Source organism: Pedobacter cryoconitis (assembly GCF_014200605.1).
Classification (GTDB): Bacteria; Bacteroidota; Bacteroidia; order Sphingobacteriales; family Sphingobacteriaceae; genus Pedobacter; species Pedobacter cryoconitis_B.
The window spans coordinates 220862-242806 of record NZ_JACHCE010000008.1 but is presented as its reverse complement, the minus strand read 5'-3'; the positions used below and the strand labels follow the sequence as shown (position 1 = coordinate 242806).

Annotated in this window: 20 protein-coding genes; 8 read left to right on the top strand and 12 right to left on the bottom strand. The window is 39.6% G+C overall.

Going from position 1 to position 21945, the window contains the following annotated elements; all coding sequences use genetic code 11:
- Positions 1 to 2: 2 nt before the first annotated feature.
- The gene (locus HDE68_RS21485; RefSeq protein ID WP_183884283.1) at positions 3 to 1682 is read right to left on the bottom strand and encodes a GMC oxidoreductase; all 1680 of its coding nucleotides are present in this window, start codon (positions 1680 to 1682) and stop codon (positions 3 to 5) included.
- Between the two features lie 222 nt (positions 1683 to 1904).
- Between HDE68_RS21485 and HDE68_RS21480 the strand changes: the two genes are divergently transcribed.
- Positions 1905 to 2750, top strand: coding sequence for an AraC family transcriptional regulator (locus tag HDE68_RS21480; protein WP_183884282.1), 846 nt, complete (start codon positions 1905 to 1907; stop codon positions 2748 to 2750).
- A 40-nt stretch (positions 2751 to 2790) separates the two neighbouring features.
- On the opposite strand, the gene HDE68_RS21475 is transcribed toward HDE68_RS21480, so the two are convergent.
- On the bottom strand, positions 2791 to 3138 hold the full coding sequence (locus HDE68_RS21475) for a hypothetical protein (RefSeq protein WP_183884281.1): 348 nt from the start codon (positions 3136 to 3138) through the stop codon (positions 2791 to 2793).
- Positions 3139 to 3239: 101 nt separating this feature from the next.
- Between HDE68_RS21475 and HDE68_RS21470 the strand changes: the two genes are divergently transcribed.
- Positions 3240 to 3797, top strand: coding sequence for an RBBP9/YdeN family alpha/beta hydrolase (locus HDE68_RS21470; RefSeq protein WP_183884280.1), 558 nt, complete (start codon positions 3240 to 3242; stop codon positions 3795 to 3797).
- 89 nt (positions 3798 to 3886) lie between these two features.
- Here HDE68_RS21470 and HDE68_RS21465 read toward each other — a convergent pair whose 3' ends face one another.
- The 6 genes from HDE68_RS21465 to HDE68_RS21440 form a co-directional block, all read right to left on the bottom strand.
- Positions 3887 to 5104 (bottom strand): DUF4998 domain-containing protein, encoded by a 1218-nt coding sequence (locus tag HDE68_RS21465; RefSeq protein ID WP_260171830.1) that lies wholly within the window; start codon positions 5102 to 5104, stop codon positions 3887 to 3889.
- Positions 5105 to 5130: 26 nt separating this feature from the next.
- On the bottom strand, positions 5131 to 6363 hold the full coding sequence (locus tag HDE68_RS21460; RefSeq protein WP_183884279.1) for a DUF4959 domain-containing protein: 1233 nt from the start codon (positions 6361 to 6363) through the stop codon (positions 5131 to 5133).
- Positions 6364 to 6438: 75 nt separating this feature from the next.
- Positions 6439 to 8364, bottom strand: coding sequence for a RagB/SusD family nutrient uptake outer membrane protein (locus HDE68_RS21455; RefSeq protein ID WP_183884278.1), 1926 nt, complete (start codon positions 8362 to 8364; stop codon positions 6439 to 6441).
- Positions 8365 to 8372: 8 nt separating this feature from the next.
- Positions 8373 to 11567, bottom strand: coding sequence for a SusC/RagA family TonB-linked outer membrane protein (locus HDE68_RS21450; protein WP_260171829.1), 3195 nt, complete (start codon positions 11565 to 11567; stop codon positions 8373 to 8375).
- A 213-nt stretch (positions 11568 to 11780) separates the two neighbouring features.
- The gene (locus HDE68_RS21445) at positions 11781 to 12797 is read right to left on the bottom strand and encodes a phosphotransferase (RefSeq protein WP_183884276.1); all 1017 of its coding nucleotides are present in this window, start codon (positions 12795 to 12797) and stop codon (positions 11781 to 11783) included.
- A gap of 24 nt (positions 12798 to 12821) precedes the next feature.
- Positions 12822 to 13244, bottom strand: a complete 423-nt coding sequence (locus tag HDE68_RS21440; protein ID WP_221300871.1) for a MarR family winged helix-turn-helix transcriptional regulator — start codon at positions 13242 to 13244, stop codon at positions 12822 to 12824.
- Between the two features lie 196 nt (positions 13245 to 13440).
- On the opposite strand from HDE68_RS21440, the gene HDE68_RS21435 reads away from it, so the two are divergent.
- From HDE68_RS21435 to HDE68_RS21425, 3 genes are all read left to right on the top strand, one after another.
- Positions 13441 to 13836 (top strand): immunity 22 family protein, encoded by a 396-nt coding sequence (locus tag HDE68_RS21435; RefSeq protein WP_183884275.1) that lies wholly within the window; start codon positions 13441 to 13443, stop codon positions 13834 to 13836.
- A 41-nt stretch (positions 13837 to 13877) separates the two neighbouring features.
- Complete coding sequence (locus HDE68_RS21430; RefSeq protein WP_183884274.1) at positions 13878 to 14270, top strand: acyl-CoA thioesterase; 393 nt, start codon at positions 13878 to 13880, stop codon at positions 14268 to 14270.
- A gap of 103 nt (positions 14271 to 14373) precedes the next feature.
- Positions 14374 to 15009 (top strand): DNA-3-methyladenine glycosylase family protein, encoded by a 636-nt coding sequence (locus HDE68_RS21425; RefSeq protein ID WP_183884273.1) that lies wholly within the window; start codon positions 14374 to 14376, stop codon positions 15007 to 15009.
- 18 nt (positions 15010 to 15027) lie between these two features.
- On the opposite strand, the gene HDE68_RS21420 is transcribed toward HDE68_RS21425, so the two are convergent.
- The 3 genes from HDE68_RS21420 to HDE68_RS21410 all read right to left on the bottom strand — a co-directional run bounded on the left by HDE68_RS21420 (position 15028) and on the right by HDE68_RS21410 (position 16659).
- Positions 15028 to 15606: a uracil-DNA glycosylase family protein gene (locus HDE68_RS21420; protein WP_183884272.1), complete on the bottom strand. Its 579-nt coding sequence runs from the start codon at positions 15604 to 15606 to the stop codon at positions 15028 to 15030.
- Positions 15607 to 15673: 67 nt separating this feature from the next.
- Positions 15674 to 16225 carry a hypothetical protein gene (locus HDE68_RS21415; protein WP_183884271.1) on the bottom strand — a complete coding sequence of 184 codons (552 nt, stop codon included), beginning with the start codon at positions 16223 to 16225 and terminating at the stop codon, positions 15674 to 15676.
- Positions 16222 to 16659, bottom strand: coding sequence for an NUDIX hydrolase (locus HDE68_RS21410; RefSeq protein ID WP_260171828.1), 438 nt, complete (start codon positions 16657 to 16659; stop codon positions 16222 to 16224). The genes HDE68_RS21415 and HDE68_RS21410 overlap by 4 nt, the downstream gene beginning before the upstream one ends.
- Positions 16660 to 16870: 211 nt before the next feature.
- Between HDE68_RS21410 and HDE68_RS21405 the strand changes: the two genes are divergently transcribed.
- On the top strand, positions 16871 to 17374 hold the full coding sequence (locus tag HDE68_RS21405; RefSeq protein ID WP_183884270.1) for an SRPBCC family protein: 504 nt from the start codon (positions 16871 to 16873) through the stop codon (positions 17372 to 17374).
- Here HDE68_RS21405 and chrA read toward each other — a convergent pair.
- Positions 17351 to 18673, bottom strand: a complete 1323-nt coding sequence (gene chrA, locus HDE68_RS21400) for a chromate efflux transporter (RefSeq protein ID WP_260171827.1) — start codon at positions 18671 to 18673, stop codon at positions 17351 to 17353. The genes HDE68_RS21405 and chrA overlap by 24 nt on opposite strands.
- 198 nt (positions 18674 to 18871) lie before the next feature.
- Here chrA and HDE68_RS21395 point away from each other — a divergent pair, with 198 nt between their 5' ends.
- A complete protein-coding gene (locus HDE68_RS21395; RefSeq protein ID WP_183884268.1) occupies positions 18872 to 19546 on the top strand; it encodes an MgtC/SapB family protein in 675 nt (224 codons plus the stop codon).
- A 113-nt stretch (positions 19547 to 19659) separates the two neighbouring features.
- Positions 19660 to 21945: a family 20 glycosylhydrolase gene (locus tag HDE68_RS21390; RefSeq protein WP_183884267.1), complete on the top strand. Its 2286-nt coding sequence runs from the start codon at positions 19660 to 19662 to the stop codon at positions 21943 to 21945.

Here is a 21945-nt window from a genome sequence, read left to right as displayed (position 1 = left end):
GCTTAAATATTATTTTTCTTTAATTCGCTTACCGCATAATCAACCGCTCTGGCCGTTAAAGCCATATAAGTCAATGAAGGGTTCTGGCAGGCCGATGAAGTCATGCAAGCACCATCTGTCACAAATACATTCATACAATCCCAAACCTGGTTCCATTTATTCAAAACAGATGTTTTCGGATCTTTGCCCATTCTGGCTGTCCCCATTTCATGGATACCATGGCCTAAAGCATGGCCATTATCCCAGGTATTTATGTTTTTTATTCCTGATGCCTCAAACATAGCCTTCATTTCTTCCTGCATATCTTTGCGCATCTTAAATTCATTTTCTTTCAGCTCCGCATCCATAGCCAGAACTGGGAGGCCCCATTTATCTTTCTTATTTTTATCCAGCGAGACTTTATTCTCATGGTAAGGAAGGATTTCGCCAAATCCGGTTGCCCCGATAGTCCACTGGCCAGGCTCAGTCAAAGCATCTTTAAAGTCACCTCCAATATTCAGTTCTGCAATTTCTCTTCCCCAGCCTTCTCTGCTGGCCCCTCCCTGATAACCAAAGCCACGCAGGTAATCTCTTTTGTCACCAGCCAGGTTTACAAATCTTGGGATATAAAACCCATTAGCCCGCCTGCCAAATACATATTGATCTTCATAACCTTCTACAGTTCCCGAAGCACCTACATTATAATGATGATCCATTACATTATGGCCTAATTCACCGCTGCTGCTGCCTAAACCGCCCGGCCAGACATCCGTTGCAGAGTTGAACAAGATCCAGGCAGTATTTAAGGTAGAAGCGCATAAAAAAACAATCTTGCTTTTAAATTCATGTGTCTGATTAGTTTCTGTGTCCAGAATCTCCACGCCTTTTGCCTTTTTCGTGTTCTGATCATATAAAACCTGTTTTACCAAAGAGTAAGGCCTCACAGTCAGGTTTCCTGTTTTCATAGCCGCCGGTAAAGTAGAGGATTGCGTACTGAAGTAACCACCAAAAGGACAACCTTCCCAGCACCGGTTTCTAAACTGGCATTTTGTTCTTCCGGGAATTTCGGCAGTAAGGTTTGCAACTCTGCCAATGATTAAATGCCTCTTCTCTTCGTATTGCTTTTTGATCCTTGCAGCCATATCCTTCTCTACACAATTCAATTCCATAGGAGGCAAAAAATGTCCGTCCGGTAAATGCGCAATATTCTCTATAGAACCACTGATGCCTGCAAATTTTTCTACATGGTCATACCATGGAGCGAGATCAGCATAACCAATTGGCCAGGCTGTAGCGATGCCATCTTTTTCATTAGCCTGGAAATCCAGATCACTCCAGCGATAAGATTGTCTGCCCCATAAAATAGAACGTCCACCCATCCGGTAACTGCGCCACCAGGTAAAAGGCTTGATCTCTGTATAAGGGCAATCCTCTTCATTTGCCCAGCCATCCATGACTGCTTCTGAAGCTGCCCAGCCCCGATGAATAACAGGATATTTTTTTTTCTGTTCGGTGGTTGTTCTTCCCCGATGTTCAAATTCCCACGGATTTTTCCGGGCAGTCTTATAATCTTTAATATGATCATAAGGCCCGCCACGCTCTAACATCAGCACTTTTAACCCTTTTTCACAAAGTTCCTTTGCTGCCCAGCCACCGCTGATACCAGAACCGACTACAATCGCATCATATGTATTATTTTCCATAATCTGCCAGTATTGAGATTTTATTCATATAAGTTACATTTGGTTAGTGTTCAATAAAATTATGCTAACGATAAAGAAATCGTTAGTTTTAAATCTACAGAATTAGATAACCTGCATTCAACTGTTATTCATCGAAAAAAATATGCTATCTGATCAGTTATCTGATGTAAAAAGATTATTTTGTGTACAAATAGCAGTTGAATAGCATACCTGTCGTATTTCATGAAAACACTTATTCAGAAAATCCACGTAGAAGAACATTATTCTTTCGCATGCCGTACCTACAAGACACCAGATTTTGAAACAGCCTGGCACAAGCACCTGGAATGTGAATTAATCCTGATTACAGAAGGAAATGGTACTGCATTGATTGGTGATTATATTGGAGAATATAAAGAAGGGGACGTATTTCTTATGGATACAAATGTGCCGCACTGGTTTAGAAAATCACAGAAAGACAGTATTGGCAGTGTGATTGTTATTCATTTTCTGAGAGACTTTTGGGGCGATGCATTTTTAGCCTTGCCGGAGATGAAAAATGTAGCCAGGTTATTAGATAGTAAAAATACAGGTATCCAGTTACAGGGGGACTTATCAAATGATATAGCCTTTTTGATCAGACAGCTGGAACATGCAGAGGGTATCGAAAGGATTCAGCTATTGCTAACCTGTTTACAAAAGATCAGTACATCAGCAGATCAAAAGGTAATCACAACAGCTTTTGCTACGGTTACCCGCGGAGAAGAAAATTCAGTGATTGAAACCATCATAGACTATTCCTTTAAACATTTTCTTGATCCGATCTCTTTAAAAGAGGTTGCAGGTATTACCAAAATGTCCATTCCTGCATTTTGCCGTTTCTTTAAACGGAATATTAAGAAAAGTTATTTTGACTTTATTAAAGAGATCAGAATCGGGCACGCCTGTAAACTTTTGAGAGAAACAAACCGGCCCGTTTTAGATATTTGTTACGACAGCGGTTATAATAGCTGGGCGCATTTTAGCAAGCAGTTCAAAACTGTGACGAAGATCCCCCCATCACAATATAGAAAACAGCATATCAAATAAGGGCAAAAAAAGCCCTAACAGATTTAAAACTCAGGATTATTTATGATGCTATAGTTAACTCCTGGTTAGTCAGCGCAAAATAAAGGTTCTGGATCTGGTGAACATATTGCAGTTTATAGTCTAGCATAGCAATCTCCCCATCCATAGGCTGTAAACTTTCATTTAAGACAAACTGGTGTCCATTCTTCTTCTCCAGAACAAAAGTAGTTTCGTTTCCTTCTTCATATTCAAACTCAAAACGCTCAAAACCAAATTTAATCACCCACTCTTCTGTTAAAGGAATTGGCTCCATCATTCCGGCCGAATCAATATCAGACCCATATGGTATTTGTTCAGGATGACCATGATCCAATGTATAATTCCCAATTCTTAACTCGCTCGCTTCCATAATTTATTGTTTAGCTGCAAAAATATAATAAAAAAACAACCAAATCTCTTTTGATACTACAATTGCATTTATCTTTGATAATCATGATCCAGATTAAGATAATGAAAACAAAAATACTGATCATTCCCGGACTTGGCGGTTCGGGAGAAAACCACTGGCAAAGCTTCTGGTCAAAAGACGATGATAAATTTGTAAGGCTCCAGCAGCAAAACTGGGATAAACCGGAACTTGATCAATGGCTGGAAAGCCTGAATGAAGTTATAGAGGACTTAAATTGCCCCATTATTCTTGTCGCTCACAGTCTTGGAACTTCATTAGTTGCGCACTGGTCTGAGAAATACAATAACTCCAATATAAAGGGGGCTTTACTGGTAGCCCCTGCCGACGTTGATTCCCCTTTACATACTCCTGAGGTTGTGAGAGGTTTTGCACCAATGCCAGTAACCAAACTGAAATTTCCATCAATTATAGCAGCAAGTGAAAATGACCCTTATGTGAGTTTGGAAAGAGCTCAATATTTTGCAGAAAAATGGGGAGGTGAGTTTATAAATATTGGTTCAAAAGGTCATATCAATTCTGACTCAAATCTGGAATTCTGGGAAGAAGGACAAGTGATGCTACAAAGATTACAAACCTCAACAAATGAGATTCGGGTTTAACCTGTTTTTCAATAAATGATAGTATAAAAAATGGCTCCTTTTAATCAATCATTAAAAAGAGCCATTCAGCATTTCACTGTTTATTCCAATTATTGTTTATTCCAAAACCTGATTTCACTCATATTACTGTAATTACCATCACCGGTAGTTACATGTTTAATTCTTATCCGGATATACCGAATTGGTTTCTCATTATTATTCAGCTCTGCAATTACCGCATTTTTACCATCATCCGTACGGATTACCTCTTTCAATAAAACCCATCCTTTAGCCTGGGACTCGTCTTTCCATCCTGGATTATTCGCCGGCAGATTTGTTTCAGCCCCCGTAAGATCAGCAATTCCCCAAACTTCAAAATCATCCGGATTATTACAGCAGTCCCTGCCTGTTTCCTCTATCCTCGCTAAATTATCATAGATTTTACCCAGATCAAAGGTTATAGTATGAGGCATTCCACTGCTTCCATTGCTGTGAAAAATATTCGGATATCCCTGTGGCCCAACACTTCCATCCCAAAGTTTACTGATGCTGGTAGCGGATTCATAAGTGCCCGCATCATTATTCAGATGTACCTCTTTAAACAATAACCTGTCACACAGCACATAACTATAAATTCTTGGAAACACCGAATAAGAAGATACTGTAAAAGTATCCAGCGATCCCTTTCCGGGAATGTAAGAAGATTTGTACTGTATCGTGCTGCCAGGCTTATAATCCGGCAATACCAGAGAGGAACTTTCGGGCTTCAGCATTCGCTCGGCTGAAGCCCCGGTAGTATTCGTATACTTAATTACGGTATTGATATTAATCGTATCCGGGCTATTAAAATTCAATGTCAATGAACCGTTATCATTTAAAGTATAAGGGTTCGTCGCATTATAAGGCCTGTTGAGCAAACCAGCCTGATAAAGCGACCCAAAGACCCTTACATTATTGGCTTCTACAGGTATTGATTTACGCCCCTGCTGATCGTAAGAGTAAATGATAAAAGAATAAGTATACTCCTTTAAATTTGGGATAGTCGCTTTAATGGTATCCTGCGGCCGGTGACTTGTGGCATTAACCACCACAGAATCTGTCTTATTATTCCAGTAAACCACATATCTGGTCACACTCGGGTCCGGACTGGGGTTCCACCATAATGCGGTCCTGAAATTCCCTGGTTTTGTAATCACTGGTGAAACACGGCCAGGATAAACAATCTCCCCATCTTTAAGATAGGACTTAAATTCAGTATCATCTTTTGTACAGCCCTGTATGAAAAGGCATAACATCAAAAAACAATAGACTCCGTAAATATATTTCATATCGTTTGTCTTTAGCTATTCAAAAATTATTTAGAGTCCCCGTAAAAAGTCATTTCCATCACATGCGCAAAATTCCCATTTGACCAGGTTGTGCCTACAGAAAGACGTAAATACCTGACTTTCGGGCTCATTAAAGGCACATCGAAATTCACTCCTGCCTTTACAAAATCGTTATCAGCAGCATTATGTGCTATGGGTTTAAGACCAGAAGGCGGATCAGGATAGTTAAAATTGCCCAGGTTAATCCAATCACCAAGAACAGTACCTTCAGGAGCAGTCTTTGGTAATTGAACATCTGCCGGCTGCGCTTTATCAGATCCCCATAATGAAAACAGTTTGGGGTTACCATGCCCGAAAGCGAATTTCTCATCGCCATCAGGTCTCTCCCATAAAATAAAACGGCTCAGTTTAGCACTGATCCCCAGTCCGAATGTAGCCACTACAGGCAAACTGCCATCCGGACTGCTATGCCAGCCGTTTCCATCGGTTTTTCCATTCCAGAGATTTGGCAAATCCCATCCATAACCAATACGGCTATCTGTAGATAAATTATACACGAAAAACTTATTCTTATCCAGTACCGTTTCAAAAAACGGGGTAGCAGAAAAAAATGTAGTATCAGAGAGGTTCCCATAAGAATCGGTCACATAATAACCAAATTTCTGGTTTACAGGAGGGTAACCCCTTAAAGAATAATTAACGCTATCCTTATTGGAGTAATACTGATCTACAACATCCGAAAAATTCGTCTGATCTACTTTCAGCATAATAATCCCTAATGATTTCTTTAAAGGGTTTTTCCCTGTGATTTTTAGTCCTCCAAAAGCAGCCTGCACATTTACTGTTGGCTTCATCAAAAGATAAGGCGGAGTATCAGGATTAACTTTGACAATAACCGGATCAGATTTCACATTAGCCCTGCTTACCGCATATAAGGTGACTTCATATGCTTGCTTTTTTGCAAAACCCTCCACGGTGATTGTATCAGAGTAATAGCTGGATTTAGTTTCTCTGGTTATGTTATTATTTATTTTATACTGTGCCATTACATACAGCAAATTCTTAGAATTTGGTAAAGTATAGGTGATATTGGCCCCTCCGTTAAAATTATCAACTTTAATATTGGTCACCATATCTGGTTTAGTCAAGTCGGAAGATATAGGTTTATTATAATCCTCTGTTTTTTGACAGGCACCCAGCAGCGCTAAAATGGGTAAGGTTATTAGGATAGATAACCAGTAATTATTTATCTTTTTCATGCGTATAGGATTGCTTTTTTCATGTTATTTAAATTTCTCAGGGCACGATCATGGTTTAATGAAGCTATAAGGGTTCTACCAGTAAGGATTCTGAACAAGATTCGGGTTAACCACAAGATCATAGCTTTTGATAGGCCACAGATAATCTTTCAGACCAAATACAGGGATGAATTGTGTAGTGGGGCGATAATAATTCACAGATTCTGAATCATAGATACTCCATCCCTGCAAAGGAACACTTAATACACTTTGAAGCTCTTTCCAGCGGCGAAGGTCCCAACCGCTTTGCCCTTCAAAACAAAGCTCTATCCTTCTTTCCTGATGGATAATCTGTCTCATCCCCTCTTTGCTGCTATATTTACCCGGATTTTTAGAATGTGCAGACCACGAAGCCTGAACACCCTGTAAACCAGCTCTAAACCTCACCTTGTCGATATAATTAAAAACATCACCCGTAGGCCCGTTTACCTCATTTAAAGTCTCAGCATACAGTAGATATAAACCAGCAAGCCTGATCAGCGGTAAGCGAAAGTCAACCTGCTGAAAACCATCGTCATAAATAGACAGATAACTGACCAGCTTTTTAGGCCAGTAGCCTGTTATATTCAGCCTTATTCTATCTTTTGGACCAGCAAGCCCATCACTTCCTCTGGCCTGTACGCTATACAGCGGATTTTTAGCATCGTCCTGATTAATCCGTCCATTACCAAACCAGATTGCCCCGTCAAAAGCCAGATCTGCATAGAAACGCGGTTCCCTTGCAAAATGGCCCTTTATCGTTTCATAACCTTCTTTGATATAATAACGGCTTGCCTGATCACCTGTTTTAAGTGTATTTCTACCCGCATAATCCCAATCCCTGTCTTCATTTATAGGCACTCCATTAACTGTATAAAAAAGCTCTTGTGTTGAAATAGGGGCAGAAAAAGTGGAAGGGTTCGAAAAACTGTTTATCGAAGATTTAACGGTTAACCTTGGTGTAGCATAACCCTGGTAGCTGAATGCCGGATTTGAAGCCCAGATCATCTCCGTATTTAATTCCCATTTCTCAGCTACAGCATTTTGTATATCCAGTTCTTTTTTCAAAGAATCAGAGAGTTTGCCAATCGTAGCGGGTGCAGAAAAGGTATATAACCTTATCCCCTGAGCCTCACAGGCAGTAATTGCCACTTTGGCCGCATCAGCAGCCTTTTGCCATTTTGAAGGATCATAAGCAGAAGGAAAAAGTGCTTTTCCATCCCTGTCACTCCATCCCATATAATCCGGATTGCCATTAAATAAAGGGCTTGCTGCGGTAGCCAAAACCTCAGCTTTAACTGACAATGCGATCAGGTTCGTTGTTCTCCCTAATTCAAGGGCCTGGTTACTGATGGCTACTGGTAAATCCGGGATCGCTTCATCCAGTAAAGAGACTATATAATTCACAGATTCATCTACTGTTGATCTTTTAACCCTCACTTCATCAGTTGAACTGGTAATCGCAAGGTTATCTTTAATCAGCGGTATCGGACCATACATCTTAAATAAGATATAGTGATAATAAGCCTTTAAAAATTTAGTCTCTGCAATCCATCTTTTCTTTTCCGCAGCAGAAAGGTCAATAGGTTTATCAATATTTTCGAGCATGATATTACAAATCCGGATAGACCGGAACATACTGTAACTCCCATTTGAGCCATCCCAGGTATTCAGACCAGGGTCATTCGAGGTTTGCGTACCTCTGAGAATATTAAAACCAGTCCGGTTAAAACCCAGATAATTATCCAGATCATTAGAATAGATAAGCTCTCCGGAAGTTGTAAATCCCGGGTTACCTGCCACATCCGACATGCGCTGTAAATAAGCATAACATGAATACAGATAATTCTCTGCCTCATTCCGGTTTCTGAATGCATAATCCAGTGTGCCTAAATTATCTGGTGTGATATCAAGATATTTTTTACAAGAGAAGCTGGAGATCAGCAAAACTCCGATACAGATATATTTATAGTATTTTTTCATAGGTTCAATTATAAATTCACGTTAACACCGACATTAAATACCTTTTGAATCGGATAAGCAAAACCATTCCCTCCCTGCTCAGGGTCCCACATTTTAAAAGGGCTCCAGGTAACCAGGTTCAATCCATTGAAATAGATTCTGCACGAATTAAGCCGGATACTTTTAGCGATTCTTGTGGGTAAGGTATAACCGATTTCTACAGATTTTAACCTTAACATACTTCCATTGCGCATCCACCAGGTACTGGTTTGCGCATTATTTGCAAGGTCATCCCCAGTAATGGAAAGTCTTGGATACAAGGCATATAAATCCTGGTTTTCGGGCGACCAGTGGTTATCAGCGAAATCTTTTAACAACTGTGTATTTCCATAAATGTACTTTTCTTCACTGGGTACAAAAGGACTGACCTTTTTAGGGTCAATAAAGAAGGTTACCCTCGCCTGCCCGGTAAAAAATGCCGACAGGTCAAAGCTTTTATAAGAGGAACTGAAACCAAAACCATAGACAATTTCAGGAGATTGAGGATAGCCGATAAAAGCTTTATCAGCATCATCAATTTTACCATCCCCATTTAAGTCTCTATATTTAATATCACCGCCCCGGGGTAGTTTACTGCCAAATTTCTGAACCGGTGAATTGAGTACTTCCTTATCATCCACAAACAATCTTTCTGCTATAAAACCATAGTTCCTGTTGATTGGCTGCCCCGTAGTATACCGCCATGGCTCAGCCCATTGCGGCTCTTCATAATTGAGATACTTGTTTTTTGCAAATGTTAAATTAGACCTGAGCGCAAAAGAAAATGCATTGATATTCATCTTATAATCAACAGAAAGATCAATTCCCCTGGATCTCGCCTCGCCAATATTTGCCCCTACATTTGGATTGTTATTTTTGTCTACAGCTTCAAGCCCCAGCGTAGAAGGAAGATTTTTACGCTGCATATAAATATTATACCGGTAATTATTATACACTTCGGCGATGATATTCATATTTTTAAAAAGCGTCATTTCCAGAGCAAGGTTCGTCTGTCTGGAAGTTTCCCAGGTAATGGAAGGGTTTTCGTAACTGTTGATATAAACACCCGAACGTGAAGACCCGTAATTGTAACCAAACTGGGCATAGTTCCCACCGCCGCTTAAATTAACATCCGACTGATAAAAGAAGCGCTGATCCCCAATCGCATCATTTCCAACCAGCCCGTAACTTCCTCTTAATTTAAAACGGTTGATTACACCAGAAAACCTGTCCCAGAATTTCTCGTTCGAAACCAGCCAGCCAGCACCAATAGTAGGGAAAAATCCAAAGCGGTGATCGGCAGAGAAACGCTCCGATCCATTGTACCCAAAGTTAGATTCGATGAAGTATTTACTCTTAAAAGCATAGGTTAAACGACCTGCAAGCCCCAGGTTCCTGTAAGGCAGTGAATACTGTAATGTTTTTTTATCCGTCTTGGGGTCTTTAGCATTGCTATAAGTGGTCTGCTGGCCGGTACCGATCAAAGTTCCGCTAAGGGTATGATCAGTACCCAATGTCCGGTTATAATTTAAAGACGCCTGACCATATAAAAAAGTACTGATATTAGGTTCACTGGAATTATAACTCAAATATTCCTGCGCAACATTAGGCGGGTTATTTTCCACTCCCGAATTTAGCCACTTCAAAGAATACTGGTTGGTTAAACGGTCATAGTTTTCTGCACTATAATAAAAAGGGGAATAAGCCAGTTGAGAATCAAAATAAGAATACCTGTTTGTACTCAAAATCGTTTTAAAAGATAGCCCCTCTGTCAGAAAATCCAGATTCTGGTTCACTTCAAACTGAGCAGACATACGCGATTCAGAAGAGTTCTTATGCCCTCTTAATAAAGCAGCATAAGGATTATTGTAGAGAATGCTATTTTGGGTTGTTCCCCCTGCATTACCAAACAAGATATGCTGAACGTTTTGATTATTCTCATCAGCAGGAAAAAAAGCTGGAAAAAGTACCGGACTTGTATGTACAGCAACATTATATAAATCTGTTGAGAAACCGCCATCAGTAGCCAGCGGCCCGTTATACTCGCTAAAGGTACCCGAAAGACGGACAACCAGCTCGGTAGTTTTGCTCACATCAATATTTACATTGGAGCGCAGCTGATAATTACTATATTTTATATTGTTATCATTGTTATTTTTAATATCCTGCTTCAGGACCCCGTTGTCACGGTTAAAAGATCCGGCAACATAATAACGGGCAACTCCCCCGCCGCCACTCACGCTTAAGTTTGCTCTTTGTGTAGTGGTCCTTTTCTTGAACAACAATCCCAGCCAGTCTACGGCAGGATATACATATTCATTATATCCCGGCGATTTATTCACTGTAGCCTGCGTATTGATAATCTGGTTCTGATTGAATTTCGGCCCTGCCTGCGGGTCTCTGCCTATCGTTGCCTCGTTGTAAAGCTTCATATAGGTTACCGGATCAGCAAGCTGCAGCGTTTGGGTTGATTGTGATATAGAATTCTCCAGACGAAAGCTGATTTTCGATTTCCCTTCCTTACCTTCTTTGGTACTCACCAGAATTACACCATTAGCCCCTCTTGCCCCATATAAGGCAGTAGCACTTGCATCTTTGAGGATAGAAAAACTCTCAATATCATCCACTTGCAAACGCGCCAGGTCAGAGCTGGTTAATTCCACATTATCAATTAATATCAGCGGGTCCTGTTTATAACCAAAAGTAGTCACCCCTCTGATAAAAAACTGAGAATTATCCTGTCCCGGCTGTCCGCTACGCTGATAACCAATTACACCAGCGATCTGTCCTGACAGGGCATTGGTCAGATTACTCGAAGGAATTTTCAGATTGGCAACTTTTACTGTAGTTACAGAACCTACGATAGCTTCCTTTCGCTGTTTCTGCCCTAATGCAGTAATCACAACTTCATCGGCCTGAATATTATTTTCCTGTAAGCGAATGTTAATGATGTGAACAGATGCACTAACGGTTACCCTTTGTTCTTTAAATCCGACATAAGCGAATCTCAATAATGTTCCGGGTTCTACATCCAGCACAAATTTCCCATTGTTATCGGTCTGGGTGCCTAAATTGGGTTTATTAACTGCGGCTACCACTACTGCCGGCAGTGGTAAGCCTAATGTGTCGGTAACTTTACCTGTGATTGTTTGCTTCGTTTGAGAAAAAGCCTGGTGATAACTCAAACAATTAAGCAGAAAAAAAAGGCAATAGGAACTCCTCCAAAATCTTTGTAAAGTTTTGTTCATACGCTTGGTCTGGTTTAATTTGGTTGACCAATTAACCCACTGAAAAATAGACTCTTTAGAGAATTCTATATCCTAAGCGGTTAATCGATTCAGACAAATCTATAGGCTGCGTAGTACAAAAAGAATGGGGGATTCATCGATTTAGATGCATTATTCAATTATCAATAAATTATCAAAAGATAATGCAAACCGCGGTGACCGCATTTGCTCTAAAGTTTCATTCATTAAAGCCTTACCAAATATTAACTGGCCATGATAAGCAGCAAGACTGAGTTCTCCGGTACCAAGCTGTTTTTTTATTGTTTTTAAATCAGCCTTTTCCATATCAGGGTCATGCACTGCACCGGTTATTTTTGATCCTTCTGCCAGTTTAAACATTAGCATAGCATAGACCAGCCTGCATATCTGGCGCATCATAAAGAACCTCGCCCGGTTATAATCATTCAGTTCACTGCCAAAGTAAGCTTCAAGGAAGATATTTTCGCCATCCTCATCCGTGACGTAAAAATTTGCCAGTATAGCCAGGTCAACATAACGATCGTTCTGAAAAGCTGCATCCCAGTCAATCACCCATATTTTTTCTCCATCAAATACCATGTTATTAGGATTAAGATCATTATGGCTCGAAACCTTATCTGCATCATCCCATGGATAATATTTTCTGATGGTTTCATAATGCGCAAAACAAGCATCGAAAACAGGGCCCGTTAACATCTTGGATGTTTTAAACTGAGCGATAAGCCCATCTACAGTATCAATCAGACTGTTTTCTTTAGAAAAAAGAGGCAAATTATGTATAGAGCTGACAACTTTGCCAAGACTAGACAATAACAACTCACGGGATTTAAAGACAGCCTGCATTGACATAGGCTGAATAAAAGCTGTGATTGCAATCCCCGCTACCCGGTTCAGATAATAAAATTTGGGTGCAATACCCGCCACAGCAGCGATTTCCATACAACTCTCCTGATCGGCAGATTCAACAGGACTATCCAGTTTCAAAACATATTCCTGACCGTCAACCTCAATTTTATAGACAATAGAGGCCGAAAGGCCACCAGCAAGTAAAGTTATTTTTTGTACCTGGCTTGTATTAAAAGTTTGTAATAATGCACTTTCAACTGCTGGTAATTTAGCTGCTGGTATAAGGTTCTGCAGAGCTGCCATAAATAAATGATTGATATTCCCGAATTAAGTAATGTCCCCGCCTAATCTGATCAGCAGGTCTGATAAAAGATTCATATTTTTTGATTTCCCGGCTGGAATAATTTCCTCAGCCAGTATTTTAGCAGTTTTCTCTGCATCTTCAAATAATTGTTTACCTGCAGGTGTAAGTACCACATAACTCACCCTGGCATCCCTTTCATTTGTTTCACGGGTCAAAAGGCCTATTTTTTCCATAGGCAATAACATCCTTGTAATGCCAGAAGCGGTGACCCCTATTTTATCTGCCAGATCTATCCGCCGCATCTTTTCATCTGCAGATTGCTGCAATAGATAGAGCACCATAAAATCGTTAAAACCAATACCATGGATGTTCAGGCGATCAAACCTGCGTGATATAACAGCCTGCACTTTGGACAGGTTCATTAATACTTTAAGAGAAGAGTTCATTTGCAATATTTACTTGACTAGTCAATGATTATGCAATAATAATACATTCTTTAAATATTTGCAATTATTCTTTTCAAAAAGCGAATTCTATTGGTTTAACCTATTTACACGAACGAAAAGCTGAATTATCTAACAAAATCCTTACCTTGGAACGCTCAATAAAAATTGAGCATCTACAAAATAAAATAATAAGAAAATGGCACAGCAAAGCATCCACGTGTGGGCGGGAACTTCAGATAAAACAGAAGAACAATTCTATAAATATTTTGATCAGTCAAAATTTCTGAAAAACAACCAGGATTTAAATCTTCGCTGCCAGTTCTGTAAAGATCTGAATCTGCAAAATGCTTACGATGAAGACTGGATCACTATTTATCATGGCAGAAAAAGGGTTAGTATTCAGGCTATGATAGAAGAATTACCGGTATGGAATGATCAGGCAGAGGTAGAAATTTACCAGGCCTGTATCCAAAAAGGGGTTTCAACTGCAAATGCCATATTTAGTTATGCAGCCGATGAACTAACCATTGAGAATCAGAAGGCAACCAATAACGGTCTCCAATATATTGGCCGTTTTAATATTCCAGCTTAAAAAGCAGCCCTTCGGGGCTATTATTTCAACATTTACAAAAGATGCAAGACTATATATTTGAAATTCAACTCAAGGTAAGAGATTATGAATGTGATATACAAGGCATTGTAAACAATGCTATCTATCAAAACTATCTTGAACATGCCCGTCACGAATACCTGCAATCAAAAAACATATCATTTAAACAACTCACTGCAGATGGCATCCTTTTAATGGTTTCCAGAATAGAAATGGATTTTAAGAGATCGCTCACTTCCGGAGATACCTTTCTTGTGAAACTAAAGATAGAAAGACAAGGTGTGAAACTTATATTTTTTGAAGATATCTTTCGCTTATCAGATCATGCTTTATGTCTGAAAGGCAAAGTTGAAGTCATCGCTAAAATCAATGACAAATTAAGCAGAGGAGAGATTTTTGACACGCTGAACCTTTAATGCTGAACTTTTAGTGCTGAACCTTTAGTTTACCCTGAAACATTCAATTTGTTAGTTTAACCTGAAACACACGCTCTGTTAAAACAGTCATTAGATTATCGTTATGAGTAGTATTATTGTCAACGAAAAAGATATTAGCCTGCTTATTCAAACTGATCAGCTATTCGCTGAAATACATCACCTGCATCAGTCGCCTCCAAACTGGTCCAGGCCACCAGGATTTACGACCTTAGCTAAAATCATATTAGAGCAACAGGTCAGTCTTTCTTCTGCCCATGCGCATTTTTTAAAGTTAGAAGGTTATATCAAAGAGTTTACGCCAGCTAATATTCTGAAAATCAGTGACGATGAAATGAGAAATTGCCAGATAAGCCGGCAAAAATCAAAATACCTGCGTGAATTATCCAATGCCATACTCTATAAAGAAATCGATCTGGAAGAATTCCCAAATCTGGATGAAGTAGAAATCAGGAAGCAATTAACCAGCATCAAAGGAATCGGTCACTGGACTGCAGATGTTTACCTGATGTTTTGTTTAGGAGCTAAAGATATTCTGCCCCTTGGCGATATTGCAATCGTGAATACACTAAAAGAATTAACAGGCGCAAAAAACAAAGAAGAAATGCTTGCACTTTCTGAAAAATGGAAACCCTTCCGCTCACTTGCGACCTATTTTCTGTGGCACCATTATTTAATCAAACGCAACCGGCAAAGCAGCCAGCCTGGCTACAGTTCATAAAACACTCCCTGATTAAAACTAAGAAATTTTGATACAATCACTTACAATCCCTCTTAAGAAAGGCACAACTTCTAATTCAAACCATGGGTTTTTCTTTTGCCAGATCTTGTTTCTCGGCGATGGATGTACAACTGGCAGAAATAGCGGCAGGTATAAATCAAAGTGACGCACTCTTTCTGTAAGCGATCTCTTGCTGACGTCTTTCAGATAATAATTCTGAGCATACTGACCTATAAGTATCGTCAGCTTAACTTCCTTCATCTCACTAAGTAAGGATTGATGCCACAACGGCGCACATTCAGGCCGTGGCGGCAGATCTCCCGAAATACCTTTACCGGGATAACAAAAACCCATTGGAATCAGCGCAAATAACTGATCATCATAGAACTGCTCTTTGCTAACTCCAAGCCATCTTCTTAACTCATTTCCACTCTGATCATCCCATGGGATTCCGCTATTCTGAACTTTTTGCCCGGGAGCCTGTCCTATAATAACAATTTTAGATTTAACGCCCGCTCTTACAACTGGTTTTGGAAGATTAGGCAAATAATCCCTGCAAACCATACATGACCTTATTTCCTTTAAGATTTCATCCACCCTGCAAAATTAAAAGATAATTCCATATCAGAATTAAAAGATCACATTATACAGGAAGCAAAAGAGCCTAATCCTCAAATAAGATATAACCTATATTCTCTTTGTTTAAACCAGTTAGCAAATTACGTAAGTGAGCAGACAAAGTGATATCCAGGATGTCATCATCTGTGTGATGGTCAAATTCTTCACTTAAAGGTTTTTCTTTAAGATAATGAGCCTGGTCATACAAGACAGGTGTTCCGCATTTTTCGTAAAAAGGCCTTAACCCACTTTCACAAAACCCAATGCATTCTACCCCCCTATTTTTCAGATTGAGCACAACATCCGATATTAACCGTTTAGCATGGCCCTTCATCTTCTCCACAGAGACTAGACCAACTAATTCTGATACCCTGTAAACAACATGATTTAGCTCCAGATGAAAATCAAAATTGATGCGTGTTACACAAAGGATATTGGAATCTTTATCAGTCAGCAGATGAAACTCAGAATCAGCAAATCTTTCATTAAATTCCTTTAAGGTAAAATTGAGCCAATCGTCTACTTCCCAATGCTTCAAAATAGTTGTAACTTCAAATTCAGACAGCATTGCAGGGGTTTTCACCTGGTAAATGATCATATTGGACTTAACACACCTGAAATTAGACCATCTTTTTCAAGTCTGCTGAAAAGCGTTAATACACCAGGCACCTGAGCAGGTTCTTTCAGATAAGTTTCCAAATCAAAATACCCTACTTCATCAATCTCATTACTGGCTGCAATTTCTTCCGTTAACTCATAAATAAAGCAGTCTTGCTCCATCAGGATGTTCTTATTTTCTCCATAAGCCGGCGCGGTGATATGACAATAAAATTTAAGCAGCTCCGGATTCATTTCCAGGTTCAGTTCTTCACTGATCTCTCTTAGAATAGCCTGCTGAGAAGTTTCACCACTATCAATTTTCCCTCCCGGTAAATACCAGGCGTTTTTATTACCACTAAAAGCTAACAGTAATTTTCCTTCTTTGATCACCACTAGTCCTGCAGTATGCAGCGTTACCATTTCATTACTCATGTCGCTAATTTAATATTTTTCAGAATAAGGAGCGGTAACTATTGCAATAATAAAGGGATAGCTGTTATCGTAAGATGATAACTTGTGTGATAACTGATATGAATAGCCGATAATTTGAGATCACCGGATTTTTTTACCCTGCAATTGTCGAAATAAATAATATACTTGCATAGAAACGCGATCAGAAAAACAACAAGTAATTATCCATCTAATGCCAACAATCTATCTCAATACATTTATTTTAGCCACGCCAGAAGAAGTATTTGACCTGTCCAGAAATATTGACCTGCACCAGATTTCTACTCAACAGACCAAGGAGAAAGTCGTTGCCGGAAAGATGTCAGGATTAATAGGACCTGGAGAATCTGTCACCTGGCGGGCAAAACATTTTGGCTTCTTTCAGGAATTAACATCGAAGATCACCGCTTTTGAAAAGCCACATTCCTTTACTGATGAAATGGTAAAAGGTGCATTTAAATCCTTTAAACATATCCATAAATTTGAAGAAAAAGATAATGGGACGCTGATGACAGATGTATTTATCTACATATCTCCATTAGGTATTTTAGGAAAACTTGCAGATTATTTATTTCTCCAAAAGTACATGGAAAATCTTTTGACAGCACGCAATACAATTCTAAAAAAATACGCTGAAAAAGACAAAAACCGCGAAGTACTTCCCTTATCAACCTTAAAAAAAAGCATACCGCAATAAACCTGCTAATAGGCTCAGTAGAATAAGATATACAACGTTTAATTTCAATTTAAGCATCAAAAAAATTGAAATTATCACCCATGCCAAAGCAATAACATCAAAGTGAGTGGTACTTACTCCACCCGGAAAGATCACCTCATTACCTAAAAAAATAGTCAGGTTCAGGATAACCCCAACGACAGCAGCGGTAACGAGTTTTAGAATACCGCCGACAGCCTCATTGCCATGAGACTTTTCAATTAATGGTCCGCCAATAAAAATGAATAAAAAACAAGGCAGGAAAGTATAAAAAGTAGTGATCACAAGCGCAATACTCCCCATCAGTAAAGAGCTGTGAAAATGATTAAACCCTGCCATAAACCCAACAAATCCTACAACAATAATTAAGGGGCCGGGCGTAGTCTCTGCCAGCGCAAAACCATCTACCATCTGCATTTTAGAAAGCCAGCCAAATTTAGTTACAGCAAACTGTGCCACATAAGGCAACACCGTATACGAGCCGCCAATAGTGAAGAAAGCGGTTTGTGTAAAAAACAAAACCAATCGCTGCCAAAAGGCAAAATCCTTTGATAAAAAGTAAAATGCAATTAAAGGGATAATCCAGAAAACTATAAAAACAAAGAGTTGTTTGATCAATCGTTTAATTTCAAAACCTGCACCAGGCGCAGCCGAAAAGGAATTGATATAATAACCGTGTTCATTAACTTCCTGATCTGTTTGTAAATTACTTGTTTCACTTAGCAAACCAGGGTTAAAATACCGGATAATCATTGCCAGCATGATCGTCCCTATAATGATGAGCAGCAGCGAAATATTAAAAAAGAAAATGCAGACAAAAGCAGCACCGGCTATGATAAAATGTAAAACACTACGCAGTGACTTTTGTCCTACTTTATATAAAGCAATGATAATTATAGCAATAACTGCCGGTTTTAAGCCATTAAACATCGCATATATCCAGGGTAAATTCCCATAGGAGACATAAACGATACTTAAACCTAAAAGGATAAACATAGAAGGCAGAACAAATAATATCCCGGCTATCAATCCTCCCCTTTTGCCATGCAGCTGCCACCCGATATAGATAGCTAACTGCTGCGCCTCAGGCCCGGGTAAAAGCATGCAGATACTCAGGGCGTGAAAAAAGCGGCTGTTACTGATCCATTTTTTCTTATCGACCAAAAAATCATGCATTAAAGCGATGTGTCCCGCTGTACCACCGAAACTGATCCAGCCTAATTTAAACCAAAATTTTAAAGCCTCTTTGAATTCGGGTTTCCCCAATCGTTTTTCCTCCATCAATATAGCTTAAAGATAAGAAAAACACAGATTTTAACCAAATTACAGGGCAGATAAACAGGCCTTTCCTGATCGATAAACAGAACTTATAATCAGCCACTTACAGGACTTGTAATTATGAAGTTACAAGCTATATAAACACCTTTATCGTTTTGTTTTGTTGTAAAAACAAGAAAACAATTTTAATTCATTTATCTTATGCATATTTCCTGGTCCGAAATCACTATCCGTCTCGCTCTCGCTGCATTATTCGGTGCAATTATTGGTTTAGAAAGAGAACGTAAAGATTGGGCAGCGGGCTTAAGAACGCATATGATGGTTTGTGTAGGTGCATCTTTAACCATGATGGTTTCAGTATATGGATTTACTGATATTCTGGGTACGCCGAATGTGGTTCTTGACCCATCCAGAATTGCAGCACAGGTCATTAGTGGTATTGGGTTTATTGGTGCAGGTACCATTTTATTCTTAAAACAAGGGATAATCCGTGGTTTAACAACAGCTTCCGGACTATGGACAGTAGCGGCTATCGGCCTGGCATCTGGTGCTGGTATGTATTTCGCAGCAGCTATAGCTACAGGCCTGGCAATTTTTATACTGCTGATGTTACAGCCACTGGAAAAGAAATTTACAGCACGGTTTGCCCAGCGAAGCCTCAGGATTACCACAAGCAACCGTGAAAAGTCAGTAACCATCATTGGCCGTTTCTTTGAAAACACCAATATGGACATCAGCACAATGATTGTCGAACAGGCGGATACCGATTTTATTGTATCTCTCAAATTCAATCGCTTTTCAAAAGAGGACATCGTAAAAATCATTGCAGAACTCCAATTAGATGATGATATTACAGAAGTTGCCTGGAATGGTTAATTAAATATCACCCTGTTAACTATTGAAAAAAGATAATATCAGCTAATAAATTACCAATCACGAATAATACGTTTTAATTACATTTGGTCTCAGGCCACCAAATATAATTAACAATGAAGTTCAACCTATTTTCATTAGCTGCGTTCCCTATTTTGCTGCTCCTTAACCTGACTGGTTCACAATCTCAAACTGTAAATAACAGTTATGCGGTGATCCCGCAGCCCACAACCTTAAAGCCCGCAGCGGGAAAGTTTCTGCTTTATAAAAACACGGTAATTATCAGCCCTGCAAATTCTGTATTTAATGCGGCTACTGCCGAACTTAAAAGCATGACCGGACATTGTTCAGCAACAGCAAAAACCACAGGAAAGATCATTCTTAAAACCGGTAACAGTGCACTGCCAAAGGGCGGTTATATACTTTCAGTAAAAAACGGATCAGTTATCATCACCTCTAATACAGCAGAAGGTGCATTTTACGCCGTATCAACTTTAAAACAACTAATTGGGGCCCCCTTATATGCAGGCCACCCGTTAAATACACTTCACGTTCCCTGTGTTGAAATCACTGATGCTCCCCGTTTCGAATGGAGAGGGATGCATTTAGACGTATCGCGCCACTTTTTTGACATTGCCTATCTTGAAAAGATGATAGACAGGATGGCCTTATATAAGTTTAACAAATTTCATTTACACCTTACAGATGATCAGGGCTGGCGTATAGAAATCAAAAAATATCCGGAGCTAACCGCTCAGGGTGCATGGCGGATGCTCAATCATCAGGACTCCACTTGTCTAGCATTAGCCAAAGACAATCCGGACTATGCCCTGCCAGAAAAACATTTCAGGATGATTGACGGGATAAAGAAATACGGGGGCTTTTATACTCAGGAGGAGATCAAAGGCCTGATCAGCTATGCGCAGGCAAGATCAATTGAGATTATTCCGGAAATAGATATGCCCGGACATATGATGGCTGCGACAGCTTTACTACCATGGCTCACCTCTAATGGAAAAGGCGGACAGGGAAAAGGTTTTTCTGAGCCTTTATGCCCATGTAAAGAGACCACCTACACTTTTGCAGAAAATGTATTTACAGAAATAGCTGCACTTTTCCCTAGTCAGTATATTCATTTAGGCGCGGATGAAGTAGAAAAAAGCAGTTGGAAAAATGTTCCTGAATGTGAAGCGTTGATGAAGAAAGAAGGCCTGAAAAACATAAATGAGCTCCAGAGTTATTTTGTGCATAGAATGGAGCGTTTTCTGATCAGCAAAAACAAAAAAATGATTGGATGGGATGAAATTCTTGATGGGGGAATATCAAAAACAGCTACGATGATGTACTGGCGTACCTGGGTTAAGGATGCTCCAAAACATGCCGCAGAAAAAGGAAATGAGATCATCATGGCACCAGGCGAATATTGCTATTTTGATGCCCAGCAGGACGTCAATTCTTTACAAAAAGTATATCAGTTTGACCCGCTGGGTTTTCAGCTAAGCAAAGCCGGTCAAAAACTTATTAAGGGCGTTCAGTCCTGCACATGGACAGAAACTATTCCCAGTGAGCAACGTCTTGAATATATGATATTTCCAAGAATGATGGCGATGTCAGAAATCGCCTGGAGCAGCACACCGGCAGACTGGAAAAATTTTGAAAACAGAGTGGTCATGCAACTGCCTATGCTGGATGCTATGCATATCAATTACAGGTTCATGGATTTGAAAGGCTTTAGTTTAAACAGTGTTTTTACTGATACAGCATCTCTGCGGATCAGTAATCCTATTCCAGCATTTAAAATACATTATACTACAAATGGTTCTTTACCCTTGCTGTCATCCCCGGTATTTAACGAGCGTATTCAGGTCAGTCGTCCCGTACAGTTTAAGTTAGCTGCATTCAATACAACCGGTAAACGTGGAGAAGTTTACACGGTCAATTATAAAAAACAGACCTCTGCCGAACCCACTAAAGTAAAAGATTTGCAAAAGGGTTTAAACTTTTCCTATTATCCTCATGGATACAAAGCGGTTAAAGAAATCAATGAAAAAGATCTCGAAGTTCAAAAAGTGACTTCTGCTATTGAGATTCCTATAGAAAAAACAGCAGATCAGTTTGCCACCAGGCACAAAGGCTATTTTTATGCAGAACAAACCGGGGTTTATACATTTTTTCTCCGGTCTGACGACGGCAGTGTATTAAAAATGGACGGCAATGTCCTTGTCGATAATGACGGCATGCACTTCGCTACTGAAAAATCTGCTCAGATCGCATTAAAAAAAGGGTATCATACTTTTGAATTGTTATTCTTAGAAGGCGGCGGCGGATATACCCTGAAACTAGAAGTTCAGGACCCATCAGGAAAACGCGGGGATGTGAATGCTAAAGATTTTTACAGGTAA

Bases quoted from the DNA above. Each gene is read 5' to 3' on its own strand.
- HDE68_RS21445 (WP_183884276.1), bottom strand. From the start codon at position 12,797: ATGGCAGCTCTGCAGAACCTTATACCAGCAGCTAAATTACCAGCAGTT.
- HDE68_RS21415 (WP_183884271.1), bottom strand. From the start codon at position 16,225: ATGATCATTTACCAGGTGAAAACCCCTGCAATGCTGTCTGAATTTGAA.
- HDE68_RS21405 (WP_183884270.1), top strand. From the start codon at position 16,871: ATGCCAACAATCTATCTCAATACATTTATTTTAGCCACGCCAGAAGAA.
- HDE68_RS21425 (WP_183884273.1), top strand. From the start codon at position 14,374: ATGAGTAGTATTATTGTCAACGAAAAAGATATTAGCCTGCTTATTCAA.
- HDE68_RS21485 (WP_183884283.1), bottom strand. From the start codon at position 1,682: ATGGAAAATAATACATATGATGCGATTGTAGTCGGTTCTGGTATCAGC.
- HDE68_RS21410 (WP_260171828.1), bottom strand. From the start codon at position 16,659: ATGAGTAATGAAATGGTAACGCTGCATACTGCAGGACTAGTGGTGATC.
- HDE68_RS21440 (WP_221300871.1), bottom strand. From the start codon at position 13,244: ATGAACTCTTCTCTTAAAGTATTAATGAACCTGTCCAAAGTGCAGGCT.
- HDE68_RS21435 (WP_183884275.1), top strand. From the start codon at position 13,441: ATGGCACAGCAAAGCATCCACGTGTGGGCGGGAACTTCAGATAAAACA.
- HDE68_RS21465 (WP_260171830.1), bottom strand. From the start codon at position 5,104: ATGAAATATATTTACGGAGTCTATTGTTTTTTGATGTTATGCCTTTTC.
- HDE68_RS21390 (WP_183884267.1), top strand. From the start codon at position 19,660: ATGAAGTTCAACCTATTTTCATTAGCTGCGTTCCCTATTTTGCTGCTC.
- HDE68_RS21460 (WP_183884279.1), bottom strand. From the start codon at position 6,363: ATGAAAAAGATAAATAATTACTGGTTATCTATCCTAATAACCTTACCC.
- HDE68_RS21480 (WP_183884282.1), top strand. From the start codon at position 1,905: ATGAAAACACTTATTCAGAAAATCCACGTAGAAGAACATTATTCTTTC.
- HDE68_RS21455 (WP_183884278.1), bottom strand. From the start codon at position 8,364: ATGAAAAAATACTATAAATATATCTGTATCGGAGTTTTGCTGATCTCC.
- HDE68_RS21470 (WP_183884280.1), top strand. From the start codon at position 3,240: ATGAAAACAAAAATACTGATCATTCCCGGACTTGGCGGTTCGGGAGAA.
- HDE68_RS21430 (WP_183884274.1), top strand. From the start codon at position 13,878: ATGCAAGACTATATATTTGAAATTCAACTCAAGGTAAGAGATTATGAA.
- HDE68_RS21395 (WP_183884268.1), top strand. From the start codon at position 18,872: ATGCATATTTCCTGGTCCGAAATCACTATCCGTCTCGCTCTCGCTGCA.
- HDE68_RS21475 (WP_183884281.1), bottom strand. From the start codon at position 3,138: ATGGAAGCGAGCGAGTTAAGAATTGGGAATTATACATTGGATCATGGT.
- chrA (WP_260171827.1), bottom strand. From the start codon at position 18,673: ATGGAGGAAAAACGATTGGGGAAACCCGAATTCAAAGAGGCTTTAAAA.